Source organism: Zarconia navalis LEGE 11467, from assembly GCF_015207075.1.
Taxonomy (GTDB): Bacteria; Cyanobacteriota; Cyanobacteriia; order Cyanobacteriales; family Geitlerinemataceae; genus Zarconia; species Zarconia navalis.
Window position 1 is genome coordinate 1 of record NZ_JADEXN010000316.1, and the last position, 6,375, is coordinate 6,375.

The window sequence follows — 6,375 nt, forward strand, 5'->3', positions numbered from 1 at the left end:
CCCTCCGCCTTCGGCTTCGCCCTCCCGCCGGGGGCGTTACGCCGCCCCCAAGCCCCCCGCGTACAAGAGTCATATCGTTGAAACCCTTTATCTATTTGGGGTTGAAGGATTCAAACCAGTCAACTTGACATTGGAGCAAATTGCTTAACTTGTCACCCATGGTCACCCCCGATATTTCCTTGTACCCATTGGTGACAAAGCAACAATCACCTGAAGTTGATACCACTGCACGGGGGATTGCTCTTCCTCGATCGCCTGTCGTAATTTCGACCTATCGTAATTTCGATCGTTGAAGTGATGGGTAGGAGTACTCTAATGAAGATGGTAAGCGGTACGATCGAGTCGATGGTCAGCAAAAACTCGATCGCCCGATCGCACTGAATATCGGAGTGGTGACTGATGAATCAATGGACTTCTACCGAGCACGCCTTAGACTATCTCGCGCGCGCCGAAAAAATTCCCCATCGAACCGAAGGAGAAGCCGTACTCCTCGAGCTGGTTCCCCAAAACCTCCAGCGGGTTCTCGACTTGGGAACGGGAGATGGTCGCTTGCTGGCGCTGCTCAAACTCGATCGCCCTCCATTTCAAAGTATTGCCCTGGATTTTTCCCCGACGATGCTAGAGGCTCTCAGACAGAGATTTGCTGAAGATACAACCGTTGAAATTCTCGATCGTAACCTCGATAAACCCTTACCCGAATTGGGCAAATTCGATGCGGTGGTATCCAGCTTTGCCATTCACCACCTCAATGACGATCGCAAACGCGCCCTCTACGCTGAAATCTTTGAGATTCTAGAACCGGGGGGAATTTTCTGCAACCTCGAACACGTTGCTTCCCCTACCCCGAGATTGCACGTTCGGTTTCTCGATAAAATCGGCTACACCCCAGAAACAGAAGACCCCTCAAACCAGTTGCTGGATGTGGAAACCCAACTGAGATGGTTTCGAGAGATTGGTTTTCTCGATGTGGATTGCTATTGGAAATGGTTGGAAATGGCTTTGTTGGTGGGAGTCAAACCCGTTTGAGGAGATGAGAGATGGGGAGAACAACGATTATCCATTGTCCGTCAAGCTGTCTTGACTCCTCTTTCCTATTGGAGTTCCGCGTACATGCGCCTGGTACAAGTTGCTGTGGTGTATTGATGAGCGCACCCTACAAATAGCAAACTTTACTAACAAACTTTGCGAAAGTCCCGTCCTAAAAAAGGTTTGATATTCCGATGACGAGCGCAGCGACGATATGACTGGTGGCGTGAGCTATACTGGCAGCTTCGAGACTGCGCCGCCAGTACAACCAGCCGAATACCGCACCAGCTCCGTTGAGAGCGATCGCCCGCAGAATCAGGAACGGTGTCAGAGGAACGATCGCTGCTGTTGCCGGGAGATGTCCCAATCCGAACAGCAGGGTAGAAATCGCGATCGCCCCCCACATCACCCTAGAATGCGGCTTACCCCGTCCCCGTTGGAGTAAATGCCACCCAATCCAAGCCAACAGCGACATCAACCCCCACCGCATTATCAATTCTTCGGTAATACCTCCATAGAAAATTCCCGCGACACTCAACATCGGGTTGTATGGCATTGCATCGTTTAGTGCTTGAATTTCCCGAATCCAGGGTGCGATCGCTCGATCGAGTCCGAGAACGACCAAACTGGTAACGGCTCCTAAAATAGCGGCAAGTCGGAACTCAGAGCCGATCGCCCGCAGCTCCGATTTCCCGGCTGTTAGAGCGTTACATAGATGCGATCGCAATCCCAGGGGTCTAGCAAAGAAAATCCCGATGGCCGTGGCGATCGCAAGTAAAATCGCGGGCTGAAGCAGGGATAGTGCCACCAGCAACGGCAAGGGCAAGGGCATTTGGGCGATGTTGGCAGGAGTCTCGGGATTTTGGATGACTCCATTACTCAAATCGATGATGGTGGGAATCAGCGAAGCGATGCCGAGGCAACCCAAACCAAAGAGGAGAGCAAATTGTTTCCAAAAAGTGGGTTGGCGGGTGGTTGGCGATCGAGTCATGGTTCGGAATCAATGATTAATTGCTAATTGGGGTGTAGGTTTTCTTAATTTTGCGCTTCCAAATTCCCATCGGGGTCTCCAACGGGTATGAGAATGGTGGAGAGCAAACGACGATGGCGATCGGGTGTTGGCTTAAGTTCTAAAAACGGTTGCAGTACCCCTTGGAGTGCCGCCACCACTTCTTTGAATTCTTCATCGCTTAGGTACATTGCCGCCTGTCGGTATCCCACGCCATCCTCTAGCAAATCGATCTCGTCTCGTTCCAGATAGCGGGCGTAATCTCCCAGCAAACTGGCGACAAAAATCGTGAAATAGTGCAAGTGGTCTTCTCGACTGACATTGGCGAGATCCCTCGGCGATAAATTAGCCTGTATCTCCTGCAATGCATACACTTTTTCGACGGTTCCTCGGATCGGACGTTCGGCAACGACGGTTAAAATGTCTGCTCTTGCCAGTTTTTCAATCTGTCGGTAGAGGGTGGCGATCGCGATATCGGGCAGGGCTTCGGCGATTTGTCCCGTGGTCAGTTGGACACCCCCCAAGAGAGTTTGAAGAACGCGCAGGCGGACGGGATGGAGAAGGAGTTCGGCTTTAGCTGATTTCACGGTGGAAACTTTCGATCGAGCAGGTCATCTCTATCTATCCTAGAGAGCAGCTCGATCGACCGAGACGATCGCTTGCCGAGAAGTTTCCGATGGTGTTTTTACATTCTCACTAATAAATATATTATCATTTTTGATATTATTCGGGTGAATATATCGCGCACACCGCTCTAAGTTGTATGACGTTGTACGAATAAAACGATCGACTTTCAGATTGAGACACGAAAATTCTTGCAAGCCGAACGTTCTAGATAGTGTCGTCACGAGACTTTTGAAGAAGTCGAACGAACGGAAACCTCAAACTGATAGGTCTTAATTCAAGGTTAGTTCGGTCGCAAAATTGCTTCAGAACGAACGACGGCAATCAGTTCCTCGACCTGTCTCCCCATCTTTGCGTTTGCGCGTCCTTCCCTTTTTCCCCACTTCCCATCTTCAATTGCGCAATCGGGCGCTTCCGTGCTTCCGAACTTTCCCCTCAAGATTCCGGATGCGCCATCTTCTCGGGATCGACCTGACGATCGAATTCTTCAGCCGAAATATAACCCAACTCCAGACAGGCTTCTTTTAGTGTCAAATTTTTCTCCAAGGCCAAATGTGCCACTTTCGAGGCTTTGTCGTAACCGATCGAAGGATTCAACGCCGTCACCAGCATTAGAGATCGATCGACGTAAGCCTCAATCTGCGATCGATTCGGTTCGAGTCCTACCAGCAAAAAGTCGGTGAAATTATTGCAACTATCCGCCAGAATTTCGATCGACTGCAACAAGTTAAACACCATCATCGGCTTGAAAGCATTCAACTCAAAATGCCCCTGAGACCCCGCGATCGCGATCGCCGTATCGTAGCCGATAACCTGCGCCGCCACCATCGTCATCGCCTCGCATTGGGTGGGGTTTACTTTCCCCGGCATAATCGAAGAACCGGGTTCGTTGGCCGGTAGAGTCAGTTCGCCGATGCCGCATCGAGGGCCGCTACCGAGAAAGCGAATGTCATTGGCAATCTTCATCAACGAACAGGCAAGGGTTTTAAGGGTTCCACTGGCCATCACCATAGCATCGTGGGCGGCGATCGCGGCAAACTTATTGGGGGCGGAAATAAAAGGCAATCCAGTCATTTCGCCAATGTAGGCAGCAACGCGATCGGCAAATCCGGCAGGTGCGTTCAAACCCGTCCCCACTGCCGTTCCCCCGATGGCCAGTTCGTAAAGATCGGGCAGCGCATTCTCGATCCGTCGCAAATCCGCATCCAGTTGCGCCACGTAACCGGAAAATTCTTGCCCTAAAGTAAGGGGGACGGCATCCTGGAGGTGGGTGCGACCGATTTTGACGATGTCGGCAAATGCTTCAGACTTGACTTGTAGCGCGTCCCGCATCTTTTTGACCTTTGGCAAAAGTTTTTGGTGTAGCGCCTTTGCCGAAGCAACGTACATTGCGGTGGGGAAGGTATCGTTAGACGACTGGGACATATTCACGTGGTCGTTGGGATGAATGGGGGTTTTCGAGCCGGGTGTCCCTCCCGCCAGGAAGATCGCCCGATTGGCAATGACCTCGTTGACGTTCATGTTGCATTGAGTGCCGCTTCCGGTCATCCACACCCGCAATGGGAAATGGTCGTCGAGTTTCCCGGCAATCACTTCGTCGGCGGCGCGAGTGATGAGTGCGGCTCGATCTTCGGGTAGTTTGCCCAGTTCTTGGTTGGTTAGGGCCGCGGCTTTTTTGAGGATCGCCATCGCCTCAATGACTGCTGGAGGAATGCGATCGCTGCCGATGGAGAAATATTTTAGCGATCGCTGGGTTTGCGCGCCCCAGTAGCGATCTGCCCGGACTTCAATTTCCCCCATGCTGTCAGTTTCGATGCGCGTTTTTGGTGGTGTTGCGTCGCTCATGCTAGACCTCCCGATTTGTACGTATATATTCGGTACGCTCGATCGCTCCCGCGATCGCGAACTGCTCACCAAACTACCCCCAATCGGGCAATTCGGTCAAAACCGCGCACAAATTGAGAAGACATTGAGAAGACTCTGAGACAATCGCCGACCCGATAGAATTTGAGCTGTAAATTCGCTTAGTTAGTCAAATTTATATCGTATTCTTCCGTTTTCAATAAATTCCGTAATATTACGAGTTTTCTCTCGGGTTTAATTGTAATTTTCTCCAATTAAGTCTGAAAATTCAGAAAATTCACGGATATTTTGATGGTCGAAATCTGTATTTTTACTGACTATTTTTGGGTTGTCGGTCAAAAAGATAGAGTTATAGTATTGTTAGGCGCTTGATAAATCACAAAAAAAAGTTAAGATACAAAATCAATCGTTTTTTTAGTTTACGATCGAGTTAGAGCTTTAATACCTTAAAAGTAGATTCTTATCCTATTTTTTATTATTCATTCATTCGATGTGAATAAAAAAGGATTTTTCTGAGCCATCAAATCAATTCTCGAATATTTCTAGCCTTAGGAAACTAAAAGTCTGTAGTATTGTATTTGATTGTTTTTGTCGATAAAATAATTCAGGCGATTGAATTATGATTGCAACAGAAGCAGTATAAGGTGCGGTCGATCGACTTGTTTCGCCGGTCAGGTTGAGTCAAAAAAATAACTTGCTAACGATCGGGAAAGCGAACGTGACACAAAGGAACTTTGCATGAGTCTTGAAACCTTTGATTCGGTTGCCATCTTAATTGTGGACGATACACCGAGTAATTTGCATCTACTATTTACCTGCCTCGAAGATGTGGGCTTTAAAGTCCTCGTGGCTCAAAATGGAGAAAGTGCTTTAGCAACTTACGGACAACCCGATTTAATTTTGTTAGATATTTTGATGCCGGGAATGGATGGCTTTGAGGTCTGCCGCCAGTTAAAATCCCAAGCATCGACCCAGAATATTCCTGTCGTTTTTATGACGGCTCTCTCAGAAACCGTCAACAAAGTCAAAGGATTGGCTCTGGGTGCGGTCGACTATATCACCAAGCCCATCGAGCAGCAAGAAGTCCTCGCCCGCATCAAAACCCATCTGACCCTATCGATACTGCGCAAACGCCTTCAAGAGCAAAACGATCTGCTCAGAGACGAAATCGAGCGCCGTCAAGTGGCAGAAGCCTCGTTGCAAAAAGCTCGCAACGAACTCGAACTGCGGGTTGGAGAGCGCACGGCAACTTTAGCCCAAACCAACAAACGACTCCTGCGGGAAATTGACGATCGCACTCGCATCGAACAAGCCCTTTTTGACGAAAAGGAACTCGCTCAAGTCACTCTAGAATCGATTGGCGATGGTGTAATTACCACCGATGCCGATGGAAACGTCGGGCATCTCAACCCCGTTGCCGAAGAACTCACCGGCTGGAGAACTGGCGAAGTCAAAGGACGACCGATCTCGGAAATTTTCAAAATCGTTTGCGAAAGTGCCCGCGAACCCCTCGAAAATCCCGTCGAGCAAGTTTTGCGCGGCGATCGCACCGTCGGGTTAAACAATCGTGCCGTTCTGGTTGCCCGCGATGGCAGCGAGTACCCCATCGACGACTCTGCCTCCCCCATTCGCGCCCGTGACGGTCAAACCATCGGTGCGGTACTTGTCTTTCGAGATGTCACCCAGTCGCGCCAACTCGCCCATCAGCTTTCCTGGCAAGCGGCCCACGACGAACTCACGGGTTTATTAAATCGACGAGCTTTCGAGCAGAAATTAACTTCGGCGATCGCCTCGGGCCGGGAAGAAAAGCAACACCACGTCCTCTGCTACCTGGATCTCGACCAGTTCAAAGT

The 6,375-nt window shown here is 49.9% G+C and carries 5 protein-coding genes; 2 read left to right on the forward strand and 3 right to left on the reverse strand.

Going from position 1 to position 6,375, the window contains the following annotated elements; translation table 11 throughout:
* Positions 1 to 399: 399 nt before the first annotated feature.
* Positions 400 to 1,026, forward strand: coding sequence for a class I SAM-dependent methyltransferase (locus IQ235_RS15675; protein WP_264322378.1), 627 nt, complete (start codon positions 400 to 402; stop codon positions 1,024 to 1,026).
* 172 nt (positions 1,027 to 1,198) lie between these two features.
* Here the strand turns inward: IQ235_RS15675 and IQ235_RS15680 are convergent, their stop codons facing one another.
* The 3 genes from IQ235_RS15680 to fumC all read right to left on the reverse strand — a co-directional run bounded on the left by IQ235_RS15680 (position 1,199) and on the right by fumC (position 4,504).
* Positions 1,199 to 2,017, reverse strand: coding sequence for a CPBP family intramembrane glutamic endopeptidase (locus IQ235_RS15680; RefSeq protein ID WP_264322379.1), 819 nt, complete (start codon positions 2,015 to 2,017; stop codon positions 1,199 to 1,201).
* A gap of 44 nt (positions 2,018 to 2,061) precedes the next feature.
* Positions 2,062 to 2,622, reverse strand: coding sequence for a helix-turn-helix domain-containing protein (locus IQ235_RS15685; protein WP_264322380.1), 561 nt, complete (start codon positions 2,620 to 2,622; stop codon positions 2,062 to 2,064).
* Positions 2,623 to 3,094: 472 nt separating this feature from the next.
* Positions 3,095 to 4,504, reverse strand: coding sequence for a class II fumarate hydratase (gene fumC, locus IQ235_RS15690; RefSeq protein ID WP_264322381.1), 1,410 nt, complete (start codon positions 4,502 to 4,504; stop codon positions 3,095 to 3,097).
* Positions 4,505 to 5,260: 756 nt separating this feature from the next.
* Between fumC and IQ235_RS15695 the strand changes: the two genes are divergently transcribed.
* Positions 5,261 to 6,375 (forward strand): response regulator (locus tag IQ235_RS15695; protein ID WP_264322382.1); only part of this gene is annotated, 1,115 nt, incomplete at its 3' end.

Coding starts and splice junctions, on each gene's coding strand:
- IQ235_RS15675 (WP_264322378.1), top strand. CDS start 400: ATGAATCAATGGACTTCTACCGAGCACGCCTTAGACTATCTCGCGCGC.
- IQ235_RS15680 (WP_264322379.1), bottom strand. CDS start 2,017: ATGACTCGATCGCCAACCACCCGCCAACCCACTTTTTGGAAACAATTT.
- fumC (WP_264322381.1), bottom strand. CDS start 4,504: ATGAGCGACGCAACACCACCAAAAACGCGCATCGAAACTGACAGCATG.